22 protein-coding genes are annotated in these 25,440 nt (G+C 64.9%); 6 read left to right on the top strand and 16 right to left on the bottom strand.

Features of this window, described 5'->3' with window-relative positions; all coding sequences use genetic code 11:
- The first annotated feature begins 129 nt into the window (after positions 1 to 129).
- The 3 genes from ABIA90_RS08075 to ABIA90_RS08065 all read left to right on the top strand — a co-directional run bounded on the left by ABIA90_RS08075 (position 130) and on the right by ABIA90_RS08065 (position 2,493).
- Entirely contained in the window at positions 130 to 1,353 is a 1,224-nt protein-coding gene (locus ABIA90_RS08075) for a divergent polysaccharide deacetylase family protein (RefSeq protein ID WP_354118479.1), read from the top strand.
- 72 nt (positions 1,354 to 1,425) lie between these two features.
- Positions 1,426 to 1,929: an RNA pyrophosphohydrolase gene (locus ABIA90_RS08070; RefSeq protein ID WP_354118478.1), complete on the top strand. Its 504-nt coding sequence runs from the start codon at positions 1,426 to 1,428 to the stop codon at positions 1,927 to 1,929.
- Positions 1,930 to 1,992: 63 nt separating this feature from the next.
- The gene (locus tag ABIA90_RS08065; RefSeq protein ID WP_063985996.1) at positions 1,993 to 2,493 is read left to right on the top strand and encodes an RNA pyrophosphohydrolase; all 501 of its coding nucleotides are present in this window, start codon (positions 1,993 to 1,995) and stop codon (positions 2,491 to 2,493) included.
- Positions 2,494 to 2,629: 136 nt separating this feature from the next.
- Here ABIA90_RS08065 and ABIA90_RS08060 read toward each other — a convergent pair whose 3' ends face one another.
- The 6 genes from ABIA90_RS08060 to ABIA90_RS08035 form a co-directional block, all read right to left on the bottom strand.
- Positions 2,630 to 4,321, bottom strand: coding sequence for an adenylate/guanylate cyclase domain-containing protein (locus tag ABIA90_RS08060; protein WP_354118477.1), 1,692 nt, complete (start codon positions 4,319 to 4,321; stop codon positions 2,630 to 2,632).
- A gap of 149 nt (positions 4,322 to 4,470) precedes the next feature.
- On the bottom strand, positions 4,471 to 4,878 hold the full coding sequence (locus ABIA90_RS08055; protein ID WP_071908637.1) for a F0F1 ATP synthase subunit epsilon: 408 nt from the start codon (positions 4,876 to 4,878) through the stop codon (positions 4,471 to 4,473).
- A 96-nt stretch (positions 4,879 to 4,974) separates the two neighbouring features.
- Complete coding sequence (gene atpD, locus ABIA90_RS08050) at positions 4,975 to 6,417, bottom strand: F0F1 ATP synthase subunit beta (protein WP_063980424.1); 1,443 nt, start codon at positions 6,415 to 6,417, stop codon at positions 4,975 to 4,977.
- Positions 6,418 to 6,471: 54 nt separating this feature from the next.
- Positions 6,472 to 7,347: a F0F1 ATP synthase subunit gamma gene (locus tag ABIA90_RS08045; protein ID WP_063980423.1), complete on the bottom strand. Its 876-nt coding sequence runs from the start codon at positions 7,345 to 7,347 to the stop codon at positions 6,472 to 6,474.
- A 141-nt stretch (positions 7,348 to 7,488) separates the two neighbouring features.
- Positions 7,489 to 9,018 (bottom strand): F0F1 ATP synthase subunit alpha, encoded by a 1,530-nt coding sequence (atpA, locus tag ABIA90_RS08040; RefSeq protein WP_166346738.1) that lies wholly within the window; start codon positions 9,016 to 9,018, stop codon positions 7,489 to 7,491.
- Positions 9,018 to 9,578 (bottom strand): F0F1 ATP synthase subunit delta, encoded by a 561-nt coding sequence (locus ABIA90_RS08035; RefSeq protein WP_354118476.1) that lies wholly within the window; start codon positions 9,576 to 9,578, stop codon positions 9,018 to 9,020. Before ABIA90_RS08035 ends, atpA begins: the two co-directional genes overlap by 1 nt.
- Positions 9,579 to 10,213: 635 nt before the next feature.
- On the opposite strand from ABIA90_RS08035, the gene ABIA90_RS08030 reads away from it, so the two are divergent.
- On the top strand, positions 10,214 to 10,723 hold the full coding sequence (locus ABIA90_RS08030) for a septal ring lytic transglycosylase RlpA family protein (RefSeq protein ID WP_028150468.1): 510 nt from the start codon (positions 10,214 to 10,216) through the stop codon (positions 10,721 to 10,723).
- Between the two features lie 390 nt (positions 10,724 to 11,113).
- Here ABIA90_RS08030 and ABIA90_RS08025 read toward each other — a convergent pair whose 3' ends face one another.
- Positions 11,114 to 13,324 carry a primosomal protein N' gene (locus ABIA90_RS08025; RefSeq protein ID WP_354118475.1) on the bottom strand — a complete coding sequence of 737 codons (2,211 nt, stop codon included), beginning with the start codon at positions 13,322 to 13,324 and terminating at the stop codon, positions 11,114 to 11,116.
- Between the two features lie 123 nt (positions 13,325 to 13,447).
- Between ABIA90_RS08025 and ABIA90_RS08020 the strand changes: the two genes are divergently transcribed.
- Together ABIA90_RS08020 and ABIA90_RS08015 are read left to right on the top strand one after the other, a co-directional pair.
- On the top strand, positions 13,448 to 14,413 hold the full coding sequence (locus ABIA90_RS08020) for a tyrosine recombinase XerC (protein ID WP_063980419.1): 966 nt from the start codon (positions 13,448 to 13,450) through the stop codon (positions 14,411 to 14,413).
- A gap of 88 nt (positions 14,414 to 14,501) precedes the next feature.
- A complete protein-coding gene (locus tag ABIA90_RS08015) occupies positions 14,502 to 15,089 on the top strand; it encodes a DUF4337 domain-containing protein (RefSeq protein ID WP_063980418.1) in 588 nt (195 codons plus the stop codon).
- A 184-nt stretch (positions 15,090 to 15,273) separates the two neighbouring features.
- Here ABIA90_RS08015 and ABIA90_RS08010 read toward each other — a convergent pair whose 3' ends face one another.
- From ABIA90_RS08010 to sucC, 9 genes are all read right to left on the bottom strand, one after another.
- Positions 15,274 to 15,804 (bottom strand): hypothetical protein, encoded by a 531-nt coding sequence (locus ABIA90_RS08010; RefSeq protein ID WP_354118474.1) that lies wholly within the window; start codon positions 15,802 to 15,804, stop codon positions 15,274 to 15,276.
- Between the two features lie 35 nt (positions 15,805 to 15,839).
- On the bottom strand, positions 15,840 to 17,240 hold the full coding sequence (gene lpdA / locus ABIA90_RS08005; protein WP_354118473.1) for a dihydrolipoyl dehydrogenase: 1,401 nt from the start codon (positions 17,238 to 17,240) through the stop codon (positions 15,840 to 15,842).
- A gap of 38 nt (positions 17,241 to 17,278) precedes the next feature.
- Positions 17,279 to 18,028, bottom strand: a complete 750-nt coding sequence (locus ABIA90_RS08000) for an SDR family oxidoreductase (protein WP_354118472.1) — start codon at positions 18,026 to 18,028, stop codon at positions 17,279 to 17,281.
- 25 nt (positions 18,029 to 18,053) lie between these two features.
- On the bottom strand, positions 18,054 to 18,287 hold the full coding sequence (locus ABIA90_RS07995; RefSeq protein WP_018318867.1) for a hypothetical protein: 234 nt from the start codon (positions 18,285 to 18,287) through the stop codon (positions 18,054 to 18,056).
- An 11-nt stretch (positions 18,288 to 18,298) separates the two neighbouring features.
- The gene (gene odhB / locus ABIA90_RS07990) at positions 18,299 to 19,543 is read right to left on the bottom strand and encodes a 2-oxoglutarate dehydrogenase complex dihydrolipoyllysine-residue succinyltransferase (RefSeq protein WP_354118471.1); all 1,245 of its coding nucleotides are present in this window, start codon (positions 19,541 to 19,543) and stop codon (positions 18,299 to 18,301) included.
- A 176-nt stretch (positions 19,544 to 19,719) separates the two neighbouring features.
- Complete coding sequence (locus ABIA90_RS07985; RefSeq protein ID WP_354118470.1) at positions 19,720 to 22,689, bottom strand: 2-oxoglutarate dehydrogenase E1 component; 2,970 nt, start codon at positions 22,687 to 22,689, stop codon at positions 19,720 to 19,722.
- A 137-nt stretch (positions 22,690 to 22,826) separates the two neighbouring features.
- Positions 22,827 to 23,711: a succinate--CoA ligase subunit alpha gene (gene sucD / locus ABIA90_RS07980; RefSeq protein ID WP_025575976.1), complete on the bottom strand. Its 885-nt coding sequence runs from the start codon at positions 23,709 to 23,711 to the stop codon at positions 22,827 to 22,829.
- Between the two features lie 33 nt (positions 23,712 to 23,744).
- Positions 23,745 to 24,224, bottom strand: a complete 480-nt coding sequence (locus ABIA90_RS07975) for a DUF1579 family protein (RefSeq protein WP_071908646.1) — start codon at positions 24,222 to 24,224, stop codon at positions 23,745 to 23,747.
- 4 nt (positions 24,225 to 24,228) lie between these two features.
- Positions 24,229 to 25,425 carry an ADP-forming succinate--CoA ligase subunit beta gene (sucC, locus tag ABIA90_RS07970; protein WP_135215827.1) on the bottom strand — a complete coding sequence of 399 codons (1,197 nt, stop codon included), beginning with the start codon at positions 25,423 to 25,425 and terminating at the stop codon, positions 24,229 to 24,231.
- Between the last annotated feature and the right edge of the window lie 15 nt (positions 25,426 to 25,440).

The following is a 25,440-nucleotide window of genomic DNA, read 5'->3' as shown; positions in this document are numbered from 1 at the left end:
ATCTTATGAAAAGGGCGGCTCCGGGAGCCGCCCTTTTTGCTTGGGGCTCCTGCTACCCCCGGCCTATCCCGGCCTGACGCCGCTTGACCTCGGCGTGGTATCGTCGGCGGGAGTGATTCGGGATCTCGCATGACTGAAACGGCCGATGATCTGAGCGCCCCGCTCGGACAGGACAAGCCGCGCCGGAAACGGCGGCTGCGGCTGCCGTTCACAGCCATGCAGGCCGTCGCGGTCATGCTCGGCCTGTTCCTGGTCGTCTTCGCCGGCTTCGCCATCTTCAACAAGGATCCGCTCGGCGGCGAGCCGATGACGCGGATTGGGATCCGTGAGCCCAGGGCCACCGACGAGAAGCCGGCCGCCGCGGGCCCTGGCCAGGAGAGCAAGCCAGAGAGCAAGCACGAGGCCAAGGAAGCGCCGAAGCAGGCGGGCGAGCAGAAGACTGTCACCATGATCGACGGTTCCACCGGCACCCGCCACGACGTGGTGATCGGTGGCGGCGATGCCGCCGACAAGGGCGACGCGGCGGCCGCCTCCGCCCCTCCGCCCGTCATGGCCGGGATCGACCCGAAGCTGCTGGAGAAATCGCGCTACGGCATGATCCCCGTGACGGCCGAGGGCGCGAAGCCGTTCAACGTCTACGCGGCGGATGCCGACCGCGCCAAGGCGGCAAAGATGCCTGTCGTCGCGATCCTGATCGGCGGCCTCGGCGTCGGTGCGGCCAAGACCACCGACGCGATCATGCGGCTGCCGCCGGCGGTGACGCTGGCCTTCACGCCCTATGGCGCCGACCCCGGCAAGCTCGCCGAGCGGGCCCGCGCCCAGCGCCACGAGATCTTCCTCCAGATCCCGATGGAGCCCTACGACTTCCCGGACAACGACCCGGGCCCGCAGACGCTGCTGACCTCGCTCACCACCGACCAGAACATGGACCGCCTGTACTGGCACCTGAGCCGGATGCAGGGCTATGCCGGCCTCACCAATTTCATGGGCGCCCGCTTCGTGGCGACCGACGCCGCGATGCAGCCGATCATTCGCGAGGCGGCCAAGCGCGGCCTCGGCTTCTTCGACGACGGCTCCTCGCCGCGCAGCATCGCGCCCCAGGCCGCGGGCAGCCAGGCGATGCCGTTCGGCAAGGGCGATATCGCGATCGACGTGGTGCCGACCCCGGCGGAGATCGACCGCGCCCTGAACAAGCTCGAATCAACGGCGCGCGAGCGCGGCGTCGCAATCGGCACCGCCTCCGCCCTGCCGGTCTCGATCGAGCGCATCAGCAGCTGGACCAAGACATTGAGCGACCGTGGTATCCTTTTGGTGCCGTTGACAACCGCGATGCTGAAATCAAAATCTAGCTAAATCAACGGATTGGTACGTTACGGGCCCTCGGGACCGGCATACCCACCAAAAGCACGCGAGAGGTCTGGCGGAATGGCACGTTACGAGGATCTGCCCTACCGTACCTGCGTCGGTGTGATGCTGATCAACAAGAAGGGTCTGGTGTTCATCGGCCGCCGTGCCGGTGGCATCGAGCATGTCGACGACGCCCATGTCTGGCAGATGCCGCAGGGCGGCGTCGATCCCGGTGAGGACACTTGGGATGCCGCCAAGCGCGAGCTCTATGAGGAGACCAGCGTGCGCTCGGTCGAGCGGCTCGGCGAAGTTCCGGACTGGCTCGTCTACGACATCCCGCGCACGGTTGCCGGGCGCGCCTGGAAGGGCCGCTATCGCGGCCAGCGCCAGAAATGGTTCGCGGTCCGGTTCACCGGCAAGGACAGCGAGATCAATGTCGAAAAGCCCGGCGGCGGCCACAAGGCCGAGTTCGTGAGCTGGCGCTGGGAGCCGATGAAGAACCTGACCGGTTTGATCATCCCGTTCAAGCGCCCGGTCTATGAGCGCGTGGTGAAGGAATTTTCCGCGCTGGCGGATGAATAAATCAAATCGTCATCCCGGGTTCGGTGCTAATGCATCGCCGGAATGACGATGAAAGACGCGCGCGTGACCAATCAAAAACCCTACCGTCCCAACGTGGGGATCGCCCTCTTCAATGCCGATGGCCGCGTGCTGATCGGCCACCGCTTCAAGGGCGACGGCCCCGAGATCATCCTGCCGGGCCTCGACTGGCAGATGCCGCAAGGCGGTGTCGATGAGGGAGAGAACCTGCGCGATGCGGCGCTGCGCGAACTTTGGGAAGAGACCAGCGTCAAGAGTGCGGACTATCTCGGCGAGACAGACTGGCTGACTTACGAGTTCCCGCCCTACGACGGGCCGCAGACGCACCGGCTGGCGAAGTTCCGCGGGCAGCGCCAGAAATGGTTCGCGCTGCGCTTCACCGGTCGCGATGACGAGATCGATCCGCTGACGCCGCGCAACGAACAGCCCGCAGAGTTCGACGCCTGGCGCTGGGAGCGGCTCGACCGCGTCACCGAGTTCGTGGTGCCGTTCCGTCGCGACGTCTACCGCGCGGTCGCGCAGCAGTTTGCGCCCTTCGCAAACTAAAACCGCGAAAACAACCCCATGCACAGTAGCCGGCGATTGCCGGCGCGATGCGCGGTGGTTGTGGCGAAGTTTTTGAAGCGTCAAAGAGAATCGGCCGCGGGGCACAAGCGGCGTGGCGGCCTATGTCCAGCAAGCTCTAATTCGTCGGTCCGACCGTGAACGGGCCGATCGCGATGACGTGGCAATCGCTGTCGCGCTTGGCGCAGTCGGCGAGCGCGGAATTGACGGCGGTCTGCTCGTCCGCGGCCTTCAGGCCGAGGCCCGGCCGGCCCGCGGTCCCGACCGCGACTGCGTTCCAGCCCATGCCATCGGCGAGCTTGCGCACGACCTCGGCCCGCGCGTCGGCGGCGATCGAGGCGTTGGACGCGGCATGGAAGAAGCCGGTGATCCTGAGCAGGGTCGGGATCGGCACGACGAAATTGTCGTCGACCGCGACGATCAGACAGGCCACGCCGGCGATGGCGCCGCACGATTCCAACGAACGCCGCGCCGAATCGTCAACGGATGACGCGCCCAGCACCATGAAATATTGACCGCCCGGGCCGAGCGCGATCGCGCGGGATTTCGCCGCCGGCACGAACATGTTCTCGAGCCGGACTTTTGCCGGATCGCGCACCATCGGAAAATCCTTCGGCGCGAAGGCCCGCTCGGTCATGGCGTCGTGGCGCACCCAGGGCTGCGGCGGCATCGGCGGCTTGCCGTGCGTGTAGACGACGTCGTTGCCGACCGCATAGAGCTCGCAGCGCCGCGGCGATTGCGCGGCATCGGCGCGCTTCTGGCACTGCTCGAGCGCCATGTTGCGCGCGGCTTCCTCGGTCGGCTGGTTCAACGCCGCGCCCGTGAAGCCGCCGATATTGAGCGCGAAGGCCTTGTAGTCGCCGGAGGCGGAATAGTCGCCGGCCAGATAGTTGCGGATGCGCTCGTTGATGAAGGGCACGCTATCGGCGGCCAGCTTGCCCGATAGCGGCGCGGCGGATGGTGAGGGCGCGGGCATCGGCGCCATCGCAGCGCCGGCTGGGCTCATCGGAGCCATCGGCGCCTTTGCCATCTGGGTCGGCATCGGGCTCGGCGCCACGGCATCTGCCGCTGGCGCTGCGCTTGGCATTGCAGCACTTGGCATTGCAGCCCTTGGCGTCGCGGCCGGTGCGACTGCGGCGGTGACCGTCTGCTTGAGCTTGGTGTTGTAGAGGAAGCCGGTGACAAGGATGGCGACGACCGAGACGACGGCGACCACCAGCGGCCACATCCAGACGGGTGCCGCGGCCAGCTTGGAGGCGGGCTTCTTCACTTTCGGCGTGGCGTAAGTGCCGTCCTCGCGCCGCATCGCCACCATGTAGGCGTGCACCGGCGTCGGGATGTTCTTGACCTCCTGCGCGCCGATGTCGGCAAAGTGCACCGACAGCTTGTTGGCGACCTGCTCGTGCACGGCGCGGGAAACGCAGATGCCGCCGACCTCGGCGAGGCCTTCGAGCCGGGCGGCGATATTGACGCCGTCACCGAGCAGATCGCCGTCGCGCTCGACCACGTCACCGATGGTGATGCCGATGCGGAACGACATCTGCCGGCTCGGCGGATAGGCCATGTTGCGGGTTCGCAGGGATTCCTGGATGTCGATCGCGCAACGCACCGCATCGACCGCGCTCGGAAATTCCGCGAGCACGGCGTCGCCCGCCGTGTTGAAGATGCGTCCGTTGGCTTTCGCGATGAAGTCGTCGATGACCTCGCGATAGGAGGCGAGACGCCGCAGCGTCTCCTCTTCGTCTTCCGCGACCAGTCTTGAGTAACCGGCAATATCGGCTGCGAAAATCGCTGCGATCTTGCGTTTCATCTGCTGCCAGCCCCGAAACAAATTCGCGGGCGCAGAATGCCGCTATCGGCGGCGCGGTGCAACAAAGTTTCAGCGCCCGCCACTTCCGTGACGAGCGCTGAACCTGTTCAGGAATTTTTAGCTTGAGCCCCGGAGCAGTGCACCGGGGCTTAGTGCATAGCCGTACTGTTGAGCTGCTGCTGGATGCTCTTGAAGTGGTCGAGCCGCTCGATGGCCTGATCGAGCTCGCCGCCTTCGTGCTCCTTCAGGCCGTCTTCCATCTCGGAGATGGTCGCGGCGAACTGGGCACGGTCGAGTTCGTCGAGCGACGTCGCGACGTCGGCGAGCACGGTGAGGCCCTTCTCGGAGACTTCGGCGATACCGCCGAGCACGATGATCTTCACGTGCCTGCCGCCCGTGGTCACGGTGAGGATGCCGGGCCGGATCGCAGCCACGACCGGCGCATGTCCCGCCAGCACGCCGAAGTCACCCTCGACGCCGGGGATATCGACCTGATCGACCTGGCCCGAGAATGCGAGCTTTTCCGGCGAGACGAGATCGAAGTGGATGGTGGCCATTGGAAACCTGCGAATGGTGAGTAGCGAACGCGCGAGTGGCGAGCAGCGAATGGCGAATAGATTCTACTCGCCACTCCCTATTCGCTATTCGCCAGCTTAGGCGGCTTCCGCCGCCAGCTTCTTGCCCTTCTCGACTGCCTCTTCGATGGTGCCGACCATGTAGAAGGCGGCTTCCGGCAGGTGGTCATACTTGCCTTCGCAGAGGCCGCGGAAGCCCTTGATGGTGTCCGCGAGGTCGACGAACTTGCCGGGCGAGCCGGTGAAGATTTCGGCGACGTGGAACGGCTGCGACAGGAAGCGCTCGATCTTGCGGGCGCGGGCCACCGTCAGCTTGTCCTCTTCCGAAAGCTCGTCCATGCCGAGAATGGCGATGATGTCCTGGAGCGACTTGTAGCGCTGCAGCACCTGCTGGACCTGACGCGCGGTGTCGTAGTGCTCCTGACCGACGACGAGCGGCGAGAGCATGCGCGAGGTCGAGTCGAGCGGGTCCACCGCGGGGTAGATGCCCTTTTCCGAGATCGCGCGGTTCAACACCGTGGTCGCGTCCAGATGCGCGAACGAGGTCGCGGGAGCCGGGTCGGTCAAGTCGTCGGCCGGAACGTAGATGGCCTGCACCGAGGTGATCGAGCCCTTCTGCGTGGTGGTGATGCGCTCCTGGAGCGCGCCCATGTCGGTGGCGAGCGTCGGCTGATAACCCACCGCCGAAGGAATACGGCCGAGCAGCGCCGACACTTCCGAGCCGGCCTGGGTGAAGCGGAAGATGTTGTCGACGAAGAACAGCACGTCCTGGCCCTGGTCGCGGAAGTGCTCGGCGACGGTGAGACCCGTGAGGCCGACGCGGGCGCGGGCGCCCGGCGGCTCGTTCATCTGGCCGAACACCAGTGCGCACTTCGATTTCACGCTCGGATCCGGATTGTGCGGATCGGCGTTGACCTTGGACTCGATGAACTCGTGATAGAGGTCGTTGCCTTCGCGGGTACGCTCGCCGACGCCGGCGAACACGGAGTAACCACCGTGCGCCTTCGCGACGTTGTTGATCAGCTCCTGAATCAGCACGGTCTTGCCGACGCCGGCGCCGCCGAACAGGCCGATCTTGCCGCCCTTCGCGTACGGAGCAAGAAGATCGACGACCTTGATGCCGGTGACGAGAATTTCAGCTTCGGTCGACTGGTCGGTGTAGCTCGGCGCTTCCTGGTGGATGGCGCGGAGACCTTCGGACTTGATCGGGCCGGCTTCGTCGATCGGCTCGCCGATGACGTTCATGATGCGGCCGAGCGTGCCGTCGCCCACCGGAACCGCGATCGGCTGGCCGGTGTCGGTCACTTCCTGGCCGCGCACCAGACCTTCGGTCACGTCCATCGCGATCGTGCGCACGGTGGACTCACCGAGATGCTGCGCAACTTCCAGCACGAGGCGGATGTTGCCGTTCCGGGTTTCCAGCGAATTGAGAATGGCGGGCAGGTGGCCCTCGAACTGCACGTCGACGACGGCGCCCATGACCTGGGTGACGCGACCGACCTGGTTAGCTGCTGTAGCCATGAATAGCTCTCCTTCGAAATTCTGGACTTGAACGACCGTCGTTTGGTTCGTGCGTCAGACCGCCTCGGCGCCGGAGATGATCTCGATCAGCTCCTTGGTGATCTGGGCTTGACGGGTTCGGTTGTAGATCTGGGTTTGCTTGCGGATCATTTCGCCGGCATTGCGGGTTGCGTTGTCCATCGAGCTCATCTGCGCGCCATAGAACGAAGCGTTGTTTTCCAGCAGCGCGCGGAAGATCTGCACCGCGATATTGCGCGGCAACAGGCCGGACAGCAGTTCGTCCTCCTCCGGCTCGTAATCGTAGGACGTCGTCGGCGCGTTCGCCGCCTTTTCCTCGACGACCAGCGGGATGATCTGCTGCGCGGTCGGGATCTGGGCGATCACGGACTTGAACTGCGCGTAGAACAGCGTGCAGACGTCGAACTCACCGTTGTCGAAACGGGCCAGCACCTTCTTGGCGATGTCCTCGGCGTTGACGAAGCCGAGCTGACGAACGCTACGCAGGTCGAGGTGCTCGACGATCTGCTTGTCGAACAGGCGGCGGAGCTGCTCATAGCCCTTGCGGCCGACACAGAAGAATTTCACTTCCTTGCCCTGCGCGATCAGCGCCTGGGCGCGCTCGCGGGCGAGGCGCACGATCGAGGAGTTGAAGGCGCCGGACAGACCGCGCTCGCCGGTGCAGACCAGCAGCAGGTGGACCTGGTCCCTGCCGGTGCCGGCCAGCAGCGCCGGCGCGCCGGGCGAACCCGCAGCGGCGCTGGCGATGTTGGAGATCACCGCGCTCATCTTGTCGGCATAGGGCCGCGCCGCCTCGGCCGCTTGCTGGGCACGGCGCAACCTCGACGCCGCGACCATCTGCATCGCCTTGGTGATCTTCTGCGTCGCCTTGGTGGAGGCGATGCGGACGCGCATGTCTTTAAGTGACGCCATTCTTCGTCCCCGACGATCCGACCCTTTGGCCTGATCGCAAACCTATCCAGTCGTCATGCCCGGGCTCGCCCCGGGCATCCACGCGGTGCCTCACACGCCGTTAGACGTGGATGGCCGGGACAAGCCCGGCCATGACGGCATTTACGCGAAGCTCTTCGCGAAGCCTTCGACCACCGACTTCAGCTTGGCGGCGGTGTCGTCGGAGAGATCGCGGCTGTCGCGGATCGCGTTGAGGATCTCGGCGTTCTTGCCGCGCAGCAGCGACAGCAGACCGTCCTCGAACGCGCGCACCTTGTTGAGCGGGAGCGGATCGAGATAGCCGTTGGTGCCGGCCCAGATCACGCAGACCTGCTCTTCCATCTTCAGCGGCGCGAACTGCGGCTGCTTGAGCAGCTCGGTCAGGCGCGAACCGCGGTTGAGCAGGCGCTGGGTCGAGGCGTCGAGATCGGAGCCGAACTGCGCAAACGCCGCCATTTCGCGGTACTGCGCGAGCTCGCCCTTGATCTTGCCGGCGACCTTCTTGGTGGCCTTGGTCTGCGCGGACGAACCGACGCGCGACACCGACAGACCGACGTTCACCGCGGGACGGATGCCCTGGAAGAACAGGTCGGTTTCCAGGAAGATCTGGCCGTCGGTGATCGAGATGACGTTGGTCGGAATGTAGGCCGACACGTCGTTGGCCTGGGTTTCGATGACCGGCAGCGCCGTCAGCGAGCCCGAGCCCTGGTCCTTGTTCAGCTTCGCCGCGCGCTCGAGCAGGCGGGAGTGCAGATAGAACACGTCGCCCGGATAGGCTTCGCGGCCCGGCGGGCGGCGCAGCAGCAGCGACATCTGGCGGTAGGCGACGGCCTGCTTGGACAGATCGTCATAGATGATGACGGCGTGCATGCCGTTGTCGCGGAAGTACTCGCCCATGGTGCAGCCGGTGAACGGCGCGATGTACTGCATCGGAGCCGGATCCGAGGCGGTGGCGGCGACGATGATCGAGTATTCGAGCGCGCCCTGCTCTTCCAGCACCTTCACGAACTGGGCGACGGTCGAACGCTTCTGGCCGATCGCGACGTAGACGCAATACAGCTTGATGTTCTCGTCCGGCTGCGCGTTGAGCGGCTTCTGGTTGAGGATGGTGTCGAGCGCGATCGCGGTCTTGCCGGTCTGACGGTCGCCGATGATCAACTCGCGCTGGCCACGGCCGATCGGGATCAGGGCGTCGATCGCCTTGAGGCCGGTCGCCATCGGCTCGCTCACCGACTTGCGCGGAATGATGCCGGGCGCCTTGACGTCGACGCGCATGCGCTTGTCGGCCACGATCGGGCCCTTGCCGTCGATCGGGTTGCCGAGCGCGTCGACGACGCGGCCGAGCAGGCCCTTGCCGACCGGCGCGTCCACGATGGCGCGGGTGCGCTTGACGGTCTGGCCTTCCTTGATCTCGCGGTCGGCGCCGAAAATAACGATACCGACGTTGTCGGTTTCGAGGTTCAGCGCCATGCCGCGGGTGCCGTTCTCGAATTCGACCATTTCGCCGGCCTGGACGTTGTCCAGACCATAGACGCGGGCAATACCGTCGCCGACGGACAACACCTGTCCGACTTCGGAGACTTCAGCTTCCTGGCCGAAATTCTTGATCTGGTCCTTCAGGATCGCGGAAATTTCCGCGGCGCGGATGTCCATCAGCCTGCCTCTTTCATCGCGTGCTTGATCGAATTGAGTTTGGTGCGAAGCGAACTATCGATCATGCGGCTGCCGAGCTTGACGACGAGGCCACCGATGATCGAGGGATCGACATTCACGTTGAGCGCGACGTCCTTGCCGGTCACCGACTTCAGGGCAACCTTGAGGGCGTCGAGATTCTTGTCCGAAAGCGCTTCCGCCACGGTGACGTCGGCCGTCACCTCGCCCTTGAACCTGGCGACGAGGGCGCGATAGGCGCGAATGACGTCAGCCACCGCGAACAGGCGGCGGTTGGTGGTCAGGACATTCAGGAAATTGGCGGAGATGCCGGCGATGCCCGCCTTGTCCAGCACGGCCGAGAGGGCTCTGGACTGGGCATCGGCCGCGAACACCGGGCTGCGGACGAGGCGCTTCAGATCGGCGCTTTCGTTCAGCAAACCCTCGAATTTGTCGAGATCGGCTTTGACCTCGTCGACCACATTCTGGTCGCGGGCCAGTTCAAACAAGGCCGTTGCATAACGGCCGGACACACCGGAAACGGACGTATCTTCTGCAGCCACAGACGCGCTCTTTTTGCTGTCAAACTCGCAAGGGAAAAACCGTCGCCACAAAGCGGCGCCAAGCGATCCAAGCCCTTGGAATTCAAGCGGGACTTCGATTTTCGGCCGACACGGGAGGTGCCGGGTCCGTTAAAATCGCGGCTTTGCTAACATAGCAGGCGCGCACGTGCAACATGACGCCAAATTAAAGGCACGACCTTCTGTCGCCAGTTCGTCGCAGCCGACGGCGCCGCGATAGCGGCCTGCCACGTCGCGGAATGACGCGCCCCCTCGGCGGCATCCCGGCCATTCGTTCCTGCCCTCAGCGCATAGCGGCCATGAACACGGATCGCTGAGGCGTGAGTCCGGCGTGACCCGCAGCCTCCCCTGAATACTTTCCTAATTCTAAATATGAAGTATAATGACGTCGTTCTACAGTATTAATGAGTAATAGAATAGTTAAAGAATTGTTAAAGCGAAAGATTCCAGAACATTGGCTGCAACATTGATGCCAATCACAGAATATTTCATGACGACACAGAACGGATTTACTGCCCAATTCACGCCTCATTAGGAATCGAAACGCGATCCCGCTCACAGACTTACGGGGGCTCCACTTGCCACATATGTGGCAATACTAGATTAGGGACCACTAAATGCTGTCTTTGAAGACGCTGGGCTCCGTGCCCCGGCCGCGCACGGCGATCGCTTTCGTTGCCGCCACTCTCCTCGTCGGTGGAACCGCCACCGAAGCTTCTGCCAAATCCCGGCATCACCACCGGTACTCTCACCATCATCACCGTCACCACGCCCAGAGCGATGCCAACACGACCTCCGATTGGCGCAACGCCAACGCGTCGATGACGCCGTCGTCGGGCACGGGCCGCAGCTTCTCCGGCATGGCCTCCTATTATGGCAACGAATCCGGCAGCCGGACTGCGTCGGGGCAGCGCTTCAACCAGAATGCCATGACCGCGGCGCACCGTTCGCTGCCGTTCGGCACCAAGCTGCGCGTCACCCACGGCGGCTCGAGCGTCATCGTCACCATCAATGACCGTGGCCCGTTCATTCGCGGCCGTGTGCTCGACCTCTCCACGGGCGCTGCCCGCGCCATCGGCCTCACCGGCGCCGGCGTCGGCCGCGTCACCGCGGAAGTCGTCTCCTAAGGCGCCACCAGGCGCCTCACCGACAAAGCGCAAATCTCGCCATCGTCCGCGGACGTGTGAGCGGCGAGACCAGTTCGGGCGAAACAAGCCCGCCGTCTTGGGGGACGGCGGGCTTTTTGTTTGCCCCGTCATTGCGAGGCATGATCCGTAGTCCGGATGGAGCGTAGCGAAATCCGGGGTCTTTGTAGGCGGATCGACTTGTCCCGGATTGCGCTGCGCTCCATCCGGGCTACAGGCGCTTGTCATTTACTCCGTCATTGCGAGGAGCCACCCGGTCCCGCCTTCGGCGGGCCGGATGACAGGCTCCACGACGAAGCAATCCAGACTGCCTCCGCGGAGGGATTCTGGATTGCTTCGCTGCGCTCGCAATGACAGAGATGGATCTCAGCCTTACAAAAAGCTCTGCGGGTCGACGTCGACTTCGAGCTTTTGATTGCCCTTCGGCTTCGGGCAGACGGCCAGCCAGTTGCGCAAATAGTCCGACAGATCGAAACCGCGCGCCGATTTCACCAGGATGCGGAAACGGTAGCGGCCCTTGATCACGGCGAGCGGGGCCTCCGCCGGTCCCAGCACCACGACGCGCTCGTCGCGCGGTGCGAGCGCAACGAGGCGGCGGCCCAAACCTTCGGCGCTCGGACGGTCGCCTGCCGAAATGATCAGGCTCGCGAGCCGGCCGAACGGCGGATAGAGCGTGCGCTCGCGCAGATCGATCTCGCTGTCATAGAAGGCCTCGCGGTCGCAGGCGATCAGCGCCTTCATCACGGGATGATCGGGCTGGTGGGTCTGGAGATAGCCGACGCCACGGCCCTGCTCGCGCCCGGCACGGCCGATCACCTGGTTGAGCAGCTGCCAGGTGCGTTCCGACGCGCGCGGATCGCCGTTGGACAGGCCCAGATCCGCATCGACCACGCCGACGAGATTGAGTCGCGGAAAGTTGTGGCCCTTGGCGACGAGCTGCGTGCCGATGATGATGTCGACGCGGCCCTCCGCGATCTCGGTAAGCTCGGAGCGCATTGTCTCGATCGAGGTGATCAGATCGCTCGACAGCACCATGGTGCGCGCCTCGGGGAACAGCGCGGCCGCCTCCTCCTGCAAGCGCTCGACGCCCGGCCCGACCGCGACCAGCGATTCCTCTGCCGCACAATGCGGGCAGGTCTGCGGGCGCGGCATCGAGAAGCCGCAATGGTGGCAGACCAGCCGCTGGCGAAAGCGGTGATCGACCAGCCAGGCATCGCAGATGGTGCAGGCGAAGCGATGGCCGCAGGCACGGCACAGCGTCAGCGGCGCATAGCCGCGGCGATTGAGGAACAGCAGCGCCTGCTCGCGCTTTTCAATCGCTTTTCTGATCTCGGAAGCGAGCCGCGGCGAGATGAAGCGGCCGCGCGCCGGTGGCTCGCGGCGCATGTCGATCGCCTCGATATGCGGCATGTGCTGGCCGCCGAAGCGCGAGGGCAGCGCAATGCGCTGATAGCGGTTCTTGCGCGCATTGACCTCGGATTCGACCGACGGCGTGGCGGAGGCCAGCACGATCGGAATCTTTGCGATATGCGCGCGCACCACCGCCATGTCACGGGCGTGATAATGCACGCCCTCGTCCTGCTTGTAGGCCTGGTCGTGCTCTTCATCGACCACGATGAGGCCGAGATTGGCGTAAGGCAGAAACAGCGCCGAGCGCGCGCCGACCACGACCGGCGCACTGCCTTCGGAGATCGCGGCCCAGTTGCGTGCGCGGGTGCGGGGCGTCAGCTCGGAGTGCCATTCGATCGGACGCACGCCAAAGCGCTGCGCGAAGCGGTCGAGGAACTGGCCGGTCAGCGCGATCTCCGGCATCAGGATCAGAGTCTGCTTGCCGCGGCGGATGGTCTCTGCAATCGCCTCGAAATAGACCTCGGTTTTGCCGGAGCCGGTGACGCCGTCGAGCAGCGCAACGTGAAAGGTGCCGTTGGCGGCGAGCGCGCGCATTGCATCCACCCCGGCGCGCTGGAGCGGCGAAAAATCCGGCTGGCCAAAATCCGGATCGGGTGCCGGCGGCGGCGGACGCGGCGGCATCGGCTCGACCGTGAGCGTGCCTTCGTCGACGAGGCCGTCGATCACGCCGGCCGAGACCCCTGCTTCCTTGGCGGCCTCGGACTTGCCGTGCAGCAGGCGATCCGACAGCAGCTCGATCACGCGCTGCCGCGCCGGCGTCAGCCGTCGCGGCGGATCGCCGACCAGGCGCACACCGGCGCGCACCCGCTCCGGGCCGAGATTCTCGCCCATGCGCAGGCACATCCGCAGCACCATGCCGCGCGGGCTCAGCGTGTAATTGGCGACCCAGTCGACGACCGAGCGCAGCTCAGGCTTCAGCGGAGGAAGATCGAGCTTTTCGCTGACCTCCTTGAGCCGGTTGTGCAGGCGCGGGTCGGGATTGGCGTTCTCCGCCCAGACCACGGCCAGCACCTCGCGCGGGCCGAGCGGCACGCCGACGAGATCGCCCGCCTTCAGCTCCATCCCGCGCGGCACCTTGTAGGAATAGGTCTGGTCGAGCGCGACCGGCACCAGCACGTCGACCATGCGGGTCGCGTTGGCGGGGGTGGTCGTGCTGCGCGACGAATGATCCATCAAAGATCTTTGGAGGGAGAATCGGAACCTTGGGGCCTTGAGGCTAGCGCCCAGGGGCGGCCTTAGCGAACAGTAAACGGGTGTGATGCGATATACTGAGTGGAATCATTACGTCCAGAGCGCATGAGCAAAGCGGCCGCCCCCCCAATCGAGCTCGCCAGCGCCGATCCCTCGATCGCGCAGGAGATGACGCGCTGGCTGTCGCATCTCGGCGCCGAGCGGCGGCTGTCGCCGAAGACGCTGGAGGCCTATGGCCGCGACTTGCGGCAATGCCTGGATTTCCTTTGCGCCCATTGGGGCGAGCGCGTGACGCTGGCGCGCTTTGCCGCGCTGGAAGCCACCGACATCCGCGCCTTCATGGCGATGCGCCGCGCCGACGATATTGCCGGCCGTTCGCTGATGCGCGCGCTGGCGGGCCTGCGCTCGTTCGGCCGTTTCCTCGAACGCGAAGGCAAGGGCAAGGTCGGCGCACTCTCGGCTATCCGCGCGCCCAAGGTGGCCAAGACTTTGCCGAAGCCGCTGCCGATGGCATCCGCAAAACGTCTCGCCGATGCCGACGAGCGCGCCGGCGAGGAACGAGAGACGTGGGTTCTGGCCCGCGACGCCGCGGTGATGGCACTCTTGTATGGCTCGGGTCTGCGCATCTCCGAAGCGCTGGGGCTGAAGCGCCGCGAGGTGCCGCGGCCCGGCGAGGGCGACGTGCTGATCGTGACCGGCAAAGGCAACAAGACCCGCATGGTGCCGGTGCTGCAGAACGTGCTCGCGCTGGTGCAGGAATACGTTGCGATGTGCCCCTATCCGCTGCCGGCGGAAGGCCCGATCTTCCTCGGCGCGCGCGGCGGGCCCTTGAGCCCGCGCATCATCCAGCTCGCGATGGAGCGGCTGCGCGGCGCGCTCGGCCTGCCCGACAGCGCCACGCCGCACGCGCTCCGGCATTCCTTCGCGACGCATCTGCTGTCGCGTGGCGGTGACTTACGCGCGATCCAGGAATTGCTCGGCCATTCCTCGCTCTCGACCACGCAGATCTATACCGGCATCGATTCGGAGCGGCTGCTCGAAGTCTATGCGAGCGCCCATCCGCGGCGGTGAAGCTGACATGAAGCTGTCATAGCGCGCGTGCCTCTTGCGCGGCGCCCGCGGTTCGGTCAATCGTGGGGAACCGCGACTGGAGGGAATCATGAGCGCACACGAAAGCATGGAGCATGCCGAGCACGCCGAGCACGCGTCCGGATCGAACAAGAAGATCGCTCTTCTGATCGCCGTGCTGGCGCTGTTCCTGGCGATCTCCGAGACGCTCGGCAAGGGCGCCCAGACTGAATCGATCAGCAAGAACGTCGAGTCCGCCAATCTCTGGGCGTTCTTCCAGGCCAAGACCATCCGCCGCACCGTGGTGCTGACCGCATCCGAGCAGGGCAAGCTCACGCTCGCCGCCGCCGACGAGGCTCAGAAGCCGGCGGTGCAGAAGCAGGTCGACGACTGGACCAAGACCGCGCAGCGCTATCGCTCAGAGCCCGAGACCGGCGAAGGCACCGAGCAGCTCGCCGAGAAGGCCAAGCACGCCGAGCACGAGCGCGACGAGGCGACCGCGAAATATCATCACTTCGAGCTGGCCTCCGCCGCCTTCCAGATCGGCATCGTGCTGGCCTCGGCCACCATCATCACCGGCATGATCGCGCTCGCCTATGTCGCCGGCGTCCTGACCCTGGCCGGCCTCCTCATGACCGCGCTCGGCCTGTGGTGGCCGCATCTGGTGCATTTGCATTGAGGGGCTGATGCGGGGCGCATAAGGCCAACAACATCGACGCTGTCATGCCCCGGCTTGACCGGGGCATCCAGTACGCCGCGGCTCCTCCGTATTCGATTGACGTCTCTGGAATACTGGATCGCCCGGTCAAGCCGGGCGATGACATCGAGTGTGTGGCAATGACTGTGAGTCTATAGCGGGCGGATCACCGCGCCTGGTGCACGCTCTTGCGAAAGCGCTGGATCAGGCGGAGCGTACGGGAGGACCAGCCTTCGCCGTTGCCGGCGATCAGCTCGCGGATGCGCTGCTTGATCGGGTCGACCAGCTCGGCGGCCTTGCCGCGCAGCTTCATCACGAGATCGTAGAGCCGCTCGAACCAGCGCATCTCCATCAGCTTGTCGCGCGTCACGTCGAACACGAAGGCGGTGACGCCGACGCCGAGCAGCTTTGCGAACAGAAACGTGGATACGCCGCTCAGCCAGTATTCATGCGTGAGCAGATACAGGCCCATCAGCTTGAGCGGAAACAGCGGGATGATTGGCACCGCGAACACGATCAGCGTCATCGCCGGCGGCAGCGCATCGACGCGCTCGGTCAGCCATTGCTTGAAGCGTGCGAGCGGGATGGCTGCGACAACCCGCGCGACGATCGGCTCGAGATGGTCCCACAGCCAGGCTTCGATCAGGAAGATGATCGCCAGCAGGACCCAGACCGGTTGAAGTAGGCGGCGCAGCATATGTTTCCCGCCCGATTCGACGCTAGGCGCGTCGCCTACATATGGATGGCCCGCTTGCCCACCGCAAGCGCGGCTTCCTTGATGGCCTCTGAACGGGTCGGATGCGCGTGGCAGGTGCGCGCAAGATCTTCCGCGCTGCCGCCAAACTCCATGAGAACGCAGGCTTCATGGATCATTTCGCCGGCTTCACGGCCGATAATGTGCACGCCGAGCACGCGATCGGTCTTCGCATCTGCGAGAATCTTCACGAAGCCGTCGGTGGTCTGGTTGACCTTGGAGCGGCCGTTGGCGGTAAAGGGAAACTTCCCGACGGTATACGCCTGACCCGCCTGCTTCAGCTCCTCCTCGGTCTTGCCGACGGAGGATACTTCCGGCGTGGTATACACGACACCTGGGATAACGTCGTAGTTCACGTGGCCGGCCTGCCCTGCGATGATCTCCGCAACCGCAACGCCTTCATCCTCGGCCTTGTGCGCGAGCATCGGGCCCGCGACGACGTCGCCGATGGCATAGACGCCCTTCACGCTGGTGGCGAAATGCGGATCGATCTGCACGCGGCCGCGATTGTCGAGTGCAACGCCGGCTTCCTTCAGGCCGAGCCCATCCGTGTACGGCACGCGGCCGATGCAGACGAGAACGACGTCGGCTTCCAGTGCCTCCGCGGCGCCGCCGGCGGCGGGCTCGATGGTTGCCTTCAGCGACTTGCCGGAGGTGTCGACGGCCGTGACCTTGGCACCGAGCTTGAACGCAAAACCCTGCTTTTCCAGGATGCGCTGGAATTGCTTGGCGATTTCGCCGTCCATGCCGGGCAGGATGCGATCGAGGAATTCGACGACGACGACTTCAGCGCCGAGCCGCTTCCACACCGAGCCGAGCTCGAGGCCGATCACGCCGGCGCCGACGATCAGGAGCTTGCCGGGGACCTTGTCCAGCGACAGCGCGCCGGTGGACGACACGATGCGCTTCTCGTCGATCTCGATGCCCTTGAGGCGCGCGATGTCGGAGCCGGTCGCAATCACGATGCTCTTCGTCTCGACCACTTGCGACTTGCCATCAGCGGACACTTCGACCTTGCCGGCGCCCAAAATCTTGCCGGTGCCCTTGAGCACGTCGATCTTGTTCTTCTTCATCAGGAATTCGACGCCCTTGACGTTGCCGTCGATGCCCTGCTGCTTGAAGTTCATCATCGCCGGAAGCTCGAGCTTCGGCGCGGAAACGGAAACGCCCATCTTGGCGAAGGAGTGCGCGGCTTCCTCGAACATTTCGGACGCGTGCAGCAGCGCCTTCGACGGCATGCAGCCGACGTTCAGGCAGGTGCCGCCGAGCGTGGCGTCCTTTTCGACCACGGCGACTTTCATGCCGAGCTGGGCCGCGCGCACCGCGCAGACATAACCGCCAGGTCCGGTGCCGATGACGACGAGATCGTAGGTAGCCATGAGAGAAAGTCCCGTAAGTTTAGCGTGATGAGGATGTGTCAGCGTCCGCCGGACACATCGAGAATGGCCGAGGTGACGTAGGAAGCCTCGTCCGACATCAGCCAGACGATGGCGTTGGCGATTTCGTCGGCGGTGCCGACGCGCTTCATCGGCACCATATGGGCCAGACGATGGGCGCGGTCGGGCTCGCCGCCGGCGGCGTGGATTTCGGTGTCGATCAGGCCGGGGCGGATGCCCGCGACGCGGATGCCTTCGCCTGCGACCTCATAGCCGAGACCGACGGTGAAGGAATCGATCGCGCCCTTGGACGCCGCATAGTCGACATAGGTATTCGGCGCACCAAGTCTGGCAGCGACCGATGACAGATTGACGATGACGCCGCCCTGGCCGCCGTGCTTGGTCGACATCCGCTTCACCGCTTCGCGCGCGCAGAGGATCGAGCCGGTGACGTTGACGGCCATCACGCGCCGGATGCGCTCGGCCGACATCTCGTCGACGCGCACGCCGCTCTGGCCGACGATGCCGCCATTGTTGACGAGCGCGCCGAGCGTGCCGAACTTGTCGGCAGCCATGAACAGCTCGATGATGTCGCTTTCCTCGGCGACATCGCATTTCACCGCGATGGCCTTGCCGTTGCTGGCCGCGATCTGGGCGATCACCTCGTCGGCAGCCGTTTTGTTGCTGGCGTAGCCGACGACGACACGGAAGCCGCGCGCGGCCGCCGCAATCGCGGTCGCCCGCCCGATGCCGCGGCTGCCGCCGGTGATGACAACGACTTTATCGGTCACATCAATCCCCACGAGTTCGAGCGCACTACGACGTCTTGCCCTCAAGAGCTGCCAACCGATCCAGCACGGACTTATCCGTCAGGCTGACCAAATGGAACAGAATGAAGGGCGTGAGAAACGGAATCAGGCACCAGGCCGCGAAGCCGACCCCCTTACCCTTCCTGCGACTGATCGGAATCGCAAAGAAGAAGAAAATAAGGGTGGTCAGCAGGAACGGCACCATGGAGATGAGCGCATGCGCAAGCGACGGCTCCCCCATCGTCGCCTCCCTTAGAGGTCCAGCACCAGGCGCGCCGGATCTTCCAGGCTCTCCTTGACGCGAACCAGGAAGGTGACGGCTTCCTTGCCGTCGATGACGCGGTGATCGTAGGACAGCGCCAGGTACATCATCGGGCGCACCTCGATCTTGCCGGCGACGACCATCGGCCGCTCCTGGATCTTGTGCATGCCGAGGATGCCGGACTGCGGCGCGTTCAGGATCGGGGTCGACATCAGCGAGCCGTAGATGCCGCCGTTGGTGATGGTGAAGGTGCCGCCCTGCATCTCGTCGATCTTGAGCTGGCCGTCACGGGCGCGGCGGCCGAAATCGGCGATGCCCTTCTCGATGTCGGCGATCGACTTGTTGTCGCAGTCGCGCACGACCGGCACGACCAGACCCTTGTCGGTGCCGACGGCGACGCCGATGTGGTAATAGTTCTTGTAGATCAGATCGGTGCCGTCGATCTCGGCGTTGACGGCCGGGATGTCCTTCAGCGCCTGCACGACGGCCTTGGTGAAGAAGCCCATGAAGCCGAGCTTCGAGCCGTGCTTCTTCTCGAACGCATCCTTGTAGTGGGCGCGCAGCGCCATCACGTTGGTCATGTCGACCTCGTTGAAGGTCGTGAGCATGGCCGCCGTGTTCTGCACGTCCTTGAGGCGGCGCGCGATGGTCTGGCGCAGGCGGGTCATCTTGACGCGCTCTTCGCGGGCGGCGTCATCGGCGGGCGACGGCGCGCGGACCTGGACGGCGGCGGCGGGCTGGTTGACCGGGGTCGGCGCCGAGGCCGCACGCTCGATCGCGGCGAGCATGTCGCCCTTGGTGACGCGGCCGTCTTTGCCGGAGCCCGGAACGGTCGAAGCGTCGATACCGGTCTCGACCGAGAGCTTTCGCACGGACGGGGCGAGCGGGGCGTCGGCCGGCGGCGCTTTCGCGGCCGGAGCCGGCGCAGGAGCAGCAGCCACGGCGGCCGGAGCGGCGGCGGCGGGCTTCGCGGGAGCAGCGGCGGGCTTCGCAGCACCGGCACCGTCGGTGATCTGGCCGAGCAGCGCACCGACCGCAACGGTCGCGCCATCGGCAGCGACGATCTCGCTCAGCGTGCCGGCGGAGGGCGCCGGGACTTCGATGGTGACCTTGTCGGTCTCGAGCTCCACCAAGGGCTCGTCGACGGCGACGGGATCGCCGGCCTTCTTGAACCAGCGGCCGATGGTGGCCTCGGTGACGGATTCGCCGAGCGTCGGCACACGAATTTCAGTCATGGTCTTTTCCTTAAGGGATCGCCGGTGCGGTCAAAAATTCGGTCGTCATCGGCCCGCGAAAGGCAAGCCATCCAGCAAGCCGGACGTTCGTATTCTGCACGGACGTCGCGGCGTACTGGTGCCCCGCTCCAGTGCGCGATTGCGCACGAGGCGGGGCACGACGCAGTTCAGAAAGATCAGCTCAGTGCTTCGTCCAGGAACGCCTTCAACTGCGCCTGATGCTTGGACATCAGACCAGTGGCGGTCGCGGCGGAAGCGGCGCGGCCGACATAACGCGGACGCCGGCTCGCACCGTTCACCTGGTTCAGCACCCATTCCAGATAGGGCTCGATGAAGTGCCAGGCGCCCATGTTGCGGGGCTCTTCCTGGCACCACACCACTTCAGCCTTCTTGAAGCGCGACAGCTCGGCCACCAGCGCCTTCAGCGGCACCGGATAAAGCTGCTCGACGCGCATCAGGTAGATGTCGTCGATGCCGCGCTTCTCGCGCTCCTCGTAGAGGTCGTAATAGACCTTGCCGGAGCAGAGCACGATGCGGCGGACCTTCTCGTCGGGGACGAGCTTGATCGCCTCGTTCGGCAGCATCTGGGCGTCATCATAGAGGATGCGGTGGAAGGTCGTTCCCTTCGCGAGCTCCTCGAGACGCGACACCGCCCGCTTGTGACGCAGCAGCGACTTCGGCGTCATCAGGATCAGCGGCTTGCGGATCTCGCGATGAAGCTGGCGGCGCAGCACGTGGAAGTAGTTCGCCGGCGTGGTCGGGTAGACCACCTGCATGTTGTCTTCGGCGCACATCTGCAGATAACGCTCCAGACGCGCCGAGGAGTGCTCCGGTCCCTGGCCCTCATAGCCGTGCGGCAAGAGGCAGACGAGGCCGGACATGCGCAGCCATTTACGTTCGCCCGAGGAGATGAACTGGTCGAACACGACCTGCGCACCGTTGGCGAAGTCGCCGAACTGGGCTTCCCACAGCGTCAGCGTGTTCGGCTCCGCGAGCGAGTAGCCGTATTCGAAGCCGAGCACGGCTTCTTCCGACAGCAGCGAGTTGATGACCTCGTAATGTCCCTGCTCGTGGCCGAGATGGTTGAACGGCGTGTAGCGGCTCTCGTCTTCCTGGTCGATCAGGACCGAATGGCGCTGCGAGAAGGTGCCGCGCTCGGAATCCTGGCCCGATAGGCGGACATGGTGGTTCTCGTTGAGCAGCGTGCAGAACGCCAATGCCTCGCCGGTCGCCCAATCGATGCCGGCGCCGGTGTCGATTGCCTTGGCGCGATTGTCGAGGAAGCGCTGGATGGTGCGGTGGACGCGGAAGCCATCCGGCACCTTGGTGATCTTGCGGCCGATTTCCTTCAGCTCGGCGGTGTCGACGCCGGTGACGCCGCGGCGCGCATCCTCTTCCTGATCGGCAATCTTGAAGCCGGACCACTTGCCGTCGAGCCAGTCGGCCTTGTTCGGCTTGTAGGAGGTGCCGGCCTCGAACTCGGCATCGAGCCGTGCGCGCCAGTCGGCCTTGGCCTTGTCGACCTCGCCCTCGGTCATCACGCCTTCGCTGATCAGGCGGCGGGCGTAGAGCTCGAGCGTCGACGGATGCGCCGCGATCCTCTTGTACATCACCGGCTGGGTGAAAGCCGGCTCGTCGCCCTCGTTATGGCCATGCCTGCGGTAGCAGAACATGTCGATGACGACGGGCTTGTGGAATTTCTGCCGGAACTCGGTCGCGACCTTGGCCGCGAAAACCACTGCTTCCGGATCGTCACCGTTCACATGGAAGATCGGCGCGTCGATCATCTTCGCCACGTCAGACGGATAGGGCGAGGAGCGCGAGTAGCGCGGATAGGTGGTGAAGCCGATCTGGTTGTTGACGATGAAGTGCACGGAGCCGCCGGTGCGGTAGCCCTTCAGGTCAGACAGGCCGAAGCATTCCGCGACCACACCCTGGCCGGCGAACGCAGCGTCGCCATGCATCAAGAGCGGCATCACCGAGATGCGCTGGTCCGGCGGATCACCGTGCTGGTCCTGCTTGGCGCGGACCTTGCCGAGCACCACGGGATCGACGATCTCGAGATGCGAGGGGTTGGCCGTCAGCGACAGATGGATGCGGTTGCCGTCGAACTCGCGGTCCGAGGAGGCGCCGAGGTGATATTTGACGTCGCCGGAGCCTTCGACAGCATCAGGGTTGGCCGAGCCGCCCTTGAATTCATGGAACAGGGCGCGGTGCGCCTTGCCCATCACCTGGGTCAGCACGTTGAGGCGGCCGCGATGCGGCATGCCGAGCACGACTTCCTTCACGCCGAGATTGCCGCCGCGCTTGATGATCTGCTCGAGCGCGGGAATCAGCGATTCACCGCCGTCGAGGCCGAAGCGCTTGGTGCCGGTGAACTTGGTGTCGCAGAACTTCTCGAAGCCCTCGGCTTCGACCAGCTTCGTCAGGATGGCGCGCCGGCCTTCGCGGGTGAACGAGATTTCCTTGTCCGGTCCCTCGATGCGCTCCTGGATCCACGCCTTCTGCGCGGCGTTGCTGATGTGCATGAACTCGACGCCGAGCGTCTGGCAGTAGGTGCGCTCGCAGATCGCGGTGATCTCGCGCAGCGTGGCGTATTCGAGACCGAGCACGTGATCGAGGAAGATCTTGCGGTCGAAATCGGCTTCGCTGAAGCCGTAGGTGCGCGGGTCGAGCTCTTCGCGGTTGCGCGGGGCTTCGATGCCGAGCGGATCGAGCTTGGCGTGGAAGTGGCCGCGCATGCGGTAGGAGCGGATCAGCATCAGCGCGCGGACCGAGTCGCGCGTGGCCTGGAGCAGGTCGGCGGACGAGAAATCAGCGCCCTTGTTGCCCGCCTGGGCCTGCGCCTTGGCGGCGATCTTGGCACCGACCGCCTTCTCGACCTGGGCCCAGTTGCCGTCGAGGGCGGAGGTGAGGTCGTCCTGCGGGGTCAGCGGCCAGTTGGCGCGCTCCCAGGACGGGCCTTCGGCGTTCTTGCTGATATCGCCGGGCTGGTCGTTGAGGCTCTTGAAGAACTCCTGCCACTCGGCGTCAACCGAGGACGGGTCCTTCTCGTAGCGGGCGTAGATTTCGTCGATGTAGGTGGCGTTGGTGCCCTGCAAAAAGGAAGAGAGGGCAAAGGCTGCGTTCGCGTCTTGGCGAGACATGCTTGAGTTCCTGGCGATTTCGGTTCGCGCATAACAAACGGCGCTGGCGCTGGGCTCCCCGGCAGAGGCCCAGCGCGACAGGCACCATTTATCCTATTTGCTACGAAACTTCGCCCGGAAAAGTACGAAGAAGTGAATTAGCCTTTCAACTTTTCGGCAAGCGTGTGGCCGAGGCGGGCGGGAGACGGAGACACTGTAATCCCAGCCGATTTCATCGCGTCGGTCTTGGAACCGGCGTCGCCCTTGCCGCCGGAGATGATCGCACCGGCATGGCCCATGCGGCGGCCGGGAGGCGCGGTGACACCGGCAATGAAACCGACCATCGGCTTCTTGCGGCCGCGCTTGGCCTCGTCCTTGAGGAACTGGGCGGCGTCCTCCTCGGCGGAACCGCCGATCTCGCCGATCATGATGATCGATTCGGTCTTGGGGTCGGCGAGCAGCATTTCCAGCACGTCGATGAACTCGGTGCCCTTGACCGGGTCGCCGCCGATGCCGACCGCGGTGGTCTGGCCGAGGCCTTCCTGCGAGGTCTGGAACACGGCTTCATAGGTCAGCGTGCCGGAGCGGGAGACGATGCCGACGCTGCCGGTCTTGAAGATGTTGGCGGGCATGATGCCGATCTTGCACTCGCCGGCGGTCATGACGCCCGGGCAGTTCGGCCCGATCAGGCGCGACTTGGAACCGGCCAGCGAGCGCTTCACGCGCACCATGTCGATAACAGGAATGCCTTCGGTGATGCAGACGATCAGCGGGATCTCCGCGTCGATGGCTTCGCAGATCGCATCCGCCGCGCCCGGCGGCGGCACGTAGATCACCGACGCATCGGCACCGGTCTTCTCGCGCGCCTCGCGCACCGTGTCGAACACCGGCAGGCCCAGATGGGTGGCGCCGCCTTTGCCCGGCGAGGTGCCGCCGACCATCTTGGTGCCGTAGGCAAGCGCGGCCTCCGAGTGGAAGGTTCCGTTCTTGCCGGTGAAGCCCTGGCAGATGACCTTGGTGTTCTTGTCGATCAGGATGGACATGAGGTCTGCTTTCGCGAACTAACGAGTGAGAGGTCAGTGGATGCGGCGGTAGATGCCGGTGAGCACGTCGGCCCAGCCTTCCGCGTCCGGCGAGAACTGGATCTTCAACGAGTAGGAATTGTCGTCGATGATTTCGTAGACGTGGCGCGCATTGCCGCGGAGCGAGCCGCGCACCAGCGTCAGGGTCTTGCCGACCCAGCCGCCGGAGGCGGGCGAGGGCGGCGTGTATCCGAGCGAGTCGTACCAGAACAATTTGTAGGTCCGGTCCTCACGATCGTAGGTGAAGAGGCCGTGGGTGGCGAAGACCTGCTTGCCGTCGCGCATCTGGGCCGAGTCCTGGATCAGATAGAACCCGTTGAGATCCATGCGCGCCACCACGTGAGAGGTGGCCGGCCCGCCCTCCGTCCAGCGCGACGGGAAGACCACCTCTTCGCCATTCCATTCGCCGGCGAACGCGGCGAGGCGCGTGTGCTCTGCAAGCGGAGATGATGCGGCGAGATGGTCCTGGGTCATGGCCTCAGCCTCCCTTGACGGCCTTCACGATCTTCTGCGCGGCGTCGTCGAGATTGTCGGCCGGCACCACGTTCAGGCCGGATTCGCGGATGATCTTCTTGCCGAGCTCGACATTGGTGCCTTCGAGGCGGACCACCAGCGGCACGCTGAGGCCGACCTCGCGCACGGCGGCCGTGACGCCCTCTGCGATCACGTCGCACTTCATGATCCCACCGAAGATGTTGACCAGGATGCCCTTCACGTTGGGATCGGCGGTGATGATCTTGAAGGCGGCCGCAACCTTCTCCTTGCTGGCGCTGCCGCCGACGTCGAGGAAGTTCGCCGGAGCCATGCCGTAGAGCTTGATGATGTCCATCGTCGCCATGGCGAGACCGGCGCCGTTGACCATGCAGCCGATATTGCCGTCGAGGGTGACGTAGTTGAGGTCGTACTTGGACGCCTCGATTTCCTTGGCGTCTTCCTCGGTCTCGTCGCGCAGCGCGAGCACCTCGGGATGACGGAACAGCGCGTTGTCGTCGAACGACACCTTGGCGTCGAGCACGCGGAGCTGGCCCTGCTTGGTCACGACCAGCGGGTTGATCTCCAGCATCGACATGTCCTTGGCGACGAAGGCGGTGTAGAGCTGCGCGGTGAGCTTTTCGGCCTGCTTGGCGAGATCGCCGGACAGCTTCAGCGCGTTCGCAACGGTGCGGCCGTGATGGCCCATGATGCCGGTCGCGGGATCGACCGAGAAGGTGACGATCTTCTCAGGGGTGTTGTGCGCGACGTCCTCGATGTTGACGCCGCCTTCGGTCGAGACGACGAAGGAGACGCGCGAGGTTTCGCGGTCGACCAGGAGCGAGAGATAGAACTCCTTGTCGATGTCCGAGCCGTCCTCGATGTAGAGGCGGTTGACCTGCTTGCCAGCGGGGCCGGTCTGGATCGTCACGAGGGTCGCGCCCAGCATCTGCTTGGCGAATTCGGTGACCTCAGCGGCCGACTTGGCGATGCGGACGCCGCCCTTGTCGCCGGCCGAGGCTTCCTTGAACTTGCCCTTGCCGCGGCCACCAGCGTGGATCTGGCTCTTCACCACCCAGACCGGGCCCGGGAGGGCCTTGGCGGCGGCTTCCGCGTCCGCGGGCTTCAGGACGGGGACGCCCTTTGAGATCGCGACGCCGAACTCGTTCAGCAGCGCTTTGGCCTGATATTCATGGATATTCATATGGTCGCTCCCTGA

Origin of the sequence: Bradyrhizobium sp. LA6.8 (assembly GCF_040547935.1) — a bacterium.
Taxonomy (GTDB): Bacteria; Pseudomonadota; Alphaproteobacteria; order Rhizobiales; family Xanthobacteraceae; genus Bradyrhizobium; species Bradyrhizobium barranii.
This window is presented reverse-complemented; position numbering and strand designations above follow the sequence as displayed.